The organism is Acidovorax sp. K2F, assembly GCF_025246485.1.
GTDB lineage: Bacteria > Pseudomonadota > Gammaproteobacteria > Burkholderiales > Burkholderiaceae_C > Acidovorax > Acidovorax delafieldii.
Window position 1 is genome coordinate 1 of the sequence record NZ_JAOBSQ010000079.1, and the last position, 3,251, is coordinate 3,251.

Here is a 3,251-nt window from a genome sequence, read left to right on the forward strand (position 1 = left end):
CAGTTCCTCATGGAGCGGGACGCTCTTGAGGCCATCGCCATGTTTCCTATCGACGATGTCGCACCGAAGGTGCTGCACTTTGAAGAGTTCGATGAGCAGCAGACTCTTGCACTCGTCACTGAGTGGATCCATGGTGAGTTGCTTTCAACGTGGATCGAGCGTGCGGACAAGCTGACTGTGGAAGAACGCCTCGCAGTCTTTCATCGGGTCACCTTCGCGATGTCGACAGCCACAAGGAACTATCAGCACCGTGACTTTCATCCTGGGAACATCATGCTGCTGCCAGAAGGGCTGGCACTCATGGGCCCCCAGGTAAAAGATGTCGATGCGAGATCGGCGGTCAAGGTGCTTGATTGGGGCGAAGCGCTTCCGGTCATCATGGGTAACTACGAGGACGAACCTGATCACAATTTCGTGATGCTCGCACATGCGCCCCGGACGATTGGGGGGGCGTTCACTGGCCTCCCTCCGGAAGTATTCAGTCCGTGGCAGCGGACTCACCATTTCGGCGGCACATATGAGAGTTGGGGACTCGGCATGCTGCTATACCGAGTTCTAACCCTGCAGCCGTTGAGCGTCTCAGCCAGTCTAGGTGACTACGCTTGCGAGGTGCGCAACGGCGCCCTCAGGAACTTAATAAGACAACGAGTGAGAGAACTCGGCGCATTAGATCTTCCGGGCGGCCTCATTCTGCCTCGTCTTTTTCGGTGGATGATGGAAGAGAAGCCCTCGGAGCGAGCCGCCATCGCCGACGTTGGTCGCGTCATGTGGGATTTGAGATATGAAGAACTGAGCCTCTCAGGCAATCAAGAGCTCGAGCAATACTTCGCCGATCCGCGCAAATATGAGCCCCAGTCAGGCTGGCGGTTTTCGAGCATTCCCGATTTCGACTAGTTTGCTCAAGGAGGTCAGCCACGCGCACTGGGCCTCATCGCTAAGAGTGAGAAAACACGTAGCGTCAAGGACGCGGGAACCTACTGGACGCTGACGCCATATGGTGACCAAGTTCTCACGGGCCTTCGGGCAATACGGAGGGGGAATGACGACGACGAGGAGTCTGACGACACTGACGAGCAGGCGCGCGAAGAGGTCTAACTGGTTTCCAAGCTGCCTCTAGTATGCGCGGCCTAGTAGGTGCTCAAGTTCCGCTCCCACGTAGCCTATCGCGGAAGGTTTAGTCACCGCATTGCCCAAACGCCGCGGGCCTCTTTTGGCCGATTCTGCCCGACCCCCATGTGCCAGTGAGCGTCGGGAGTCACCAGCCAGAGGGGTCGCGCTGTCATTGAGACCGCTAGGTCGGTGAGTTCGGAAGCGGCGACGCCAACGCACTGATTCGATTGGAAAAATGGGGGGCTCGTCAGGTGGTGCTGACGAAAGGTTCGGCGGTCAGTTCGGAAGCGTCCGTGGGAGGCACAGCCGGAGCGCGAAAAATCGTTACAATTCTTGAGCTTGGGCGCAGCTACCTCGAAACTGGGCGTTGTCTTGAAAATCCTTGTGTCGGTGGTTCGATTCCGCCCCAGGCCACCAGTATTTATGCGCCCCAGCGCCCGTTTCGGGTTCTGGGGCGTTTCTACAACCGGCCCTCAATTTCTACAATTGAATGCGATGGACGTTGAGCAACTCAGTCCTCAAGATCGCATGGTTGCTTGGCATTTGGCTAAGCAACAGCGAGACTCGAAGCTAGATCCGACCACCAAGGTCTATCGGATAGCCGACTTTTTCTCCGTCGCACAGATGTTGGAGCGACAAAAGCTCTGGCTGACACGCGTAAGTGCGTACGAAGACCTAAATGAAGGCATAGACCGGTTAGTTGCTGGTCTTTTCGTGGCGGGTGGGCTAGGCCCTCACAGCATGCGGTTTGGTGCCCATGATGAGATGACTACGGATGCGCTTGTTCGGCGCGAGCGGGTCAGTCATTTCGTGTCATGTTGGTCAATCAATCCTGAATCTGTAGCGATGTGGTCGATGTACTCCCCAGATCGGGCAAGCATCAAGCTACAAACAACGGTCGGAAACCTACAAGATCTGTGCGCTCGTGCGGTGATTGAGGATTGGATGCTCGTACAGCGGAAGCCTGACGTCGCGTCTCGATCAAGATTGGCAGAGGCGCGTGTTGTTTCAGCTCACTATGAAGATTTGCACGATCTCGCCAAGCGGCTAAGTCGTAGGGCAGCGCTGGCCCAACGCCTAATTAAGGCTACTCCCCAACTACACGGAAAACGGGAGAGGACCAGCGGGAAGCAATGGTTTGATAGGCTGCGACCTGCGCTCGATCGAGGTGTATTTCTCAAACACCGCGCCTATGCATACGAGCACGAGGTTCGTGTAAGTATTAGGGTCGGGTGGGAGGAGTCGATGAAGGAGTCTGCGGGAGCAAGACTGGCAGATGACATGTTCAGGGCGGCGCAGAAGGGGGATCAAAAAGACTTTGAGGCCCTCAGCGACATTTGCGCTGCAATTCAGACGGCTGATGAAGCAAATGGCCGATCCCAGCTTGTGGTTTCGATGCCTGAAGGGATGTTCCAAACAGCTTGCGTTGATCCAAGAGCCCCCGCATACAAACGACAGTTCATTGAGAATGTCCTGCAGAGGCATGGAGTAGAAGTCACCGAATCTCATGTCTTTGGCGTCGCTCACAAGGACTTGAGTGGGTACCCCGACTTACCGTAGGGGTGGGACTTTTTCGCCAAGCCTTCTTCTTACGTAGTGCTCCGTCATATCACGGTTCTTATGCGCCAACAGCTTTTGTGAGTGGGCCAAGTCTCCCGTGTCGGTCGCAGCCTTCGCGCGAATATCTCTAAACTGAAAATCCACCTTTGCCAGCGTCCGCGCCTTGTCAAAGCGTGAGCGCAGCGCGAACTGGCTCAGCGGCTGGCCGTTCTCGTCCTGAATCAGAAACGCGCTGATGGCCTTGCGGGGCCGTTGGTTGATCCTGTCGATGACAGCCGCCAACTCGCCCGTGATCTCGATGCCCAGGCGTGCGCCGGTCTTGTTCTGCACAATCCATAGGGCCCCATCCCGAATGTCGGTCCGCTTGATCTTGAGCACATCGGCGGGCCGTTGGCCGGTAAGCAAGGCAATGTCCATGGCGTCCACCACCGTGCAATGTGCGTTGGCCCGCACGCGATTGAATTCCTCGTCGGTGACATAGCGCGAGCGCCCCGTTTCCTTGAAGCCCTTCACGCCCTGGCAGGGATTCTGCGCTGTGGTGAAGCCCCATTCCCTGGCCTTGTTGAAGATGTGCGAGAACA

3 protein-coding genes are annotated in these 3,251 nt (G+C 56.6%); 2 read left to right on the forward strand and 1 reads right to left on the reverse strand.

Annotation, left to right across the window (positions count from 1 at the left end):
* Both N4G42_RS25220 and N4G42_RS25225 read left to right on the forward strand, forming a co-directional pair.
* Positions 1-894, forward strand: an 894-nt coding sequence (locus N4G42_RS25220) for a protein kinase domain-containing protein (protein ID WP_409557865.1), incomplete at its 5' end; no start/stop codon positions are given.
* A gap of 555 nt (positions 895-1,449) precedes the next feature.
* A complete protein-coding gene (locus N4G42_RS25225) occupies positions 1,450-2,670 on the forward strand; it encodes a hypothetical protein (RefSeq protein WP_260669145.1) in 1,221 nt (406 codons plus the stop codon).
* Here the strand turns inward: N4G42_RS25225 and N4G42_RS25230 are convergent.
* Positions 2,662-3,251: tyrosine-type recombinase/integrase (locus tag N4G42_RS25230; protein WP_260669146.1), on the reverse strand; the 590-nt coding region annotated here is incomplete at its 5' end. The two genes, N4G42_RS25225 and N4G42_RS25230, sit on opposite strands and share 9 nt — an antisense overlap.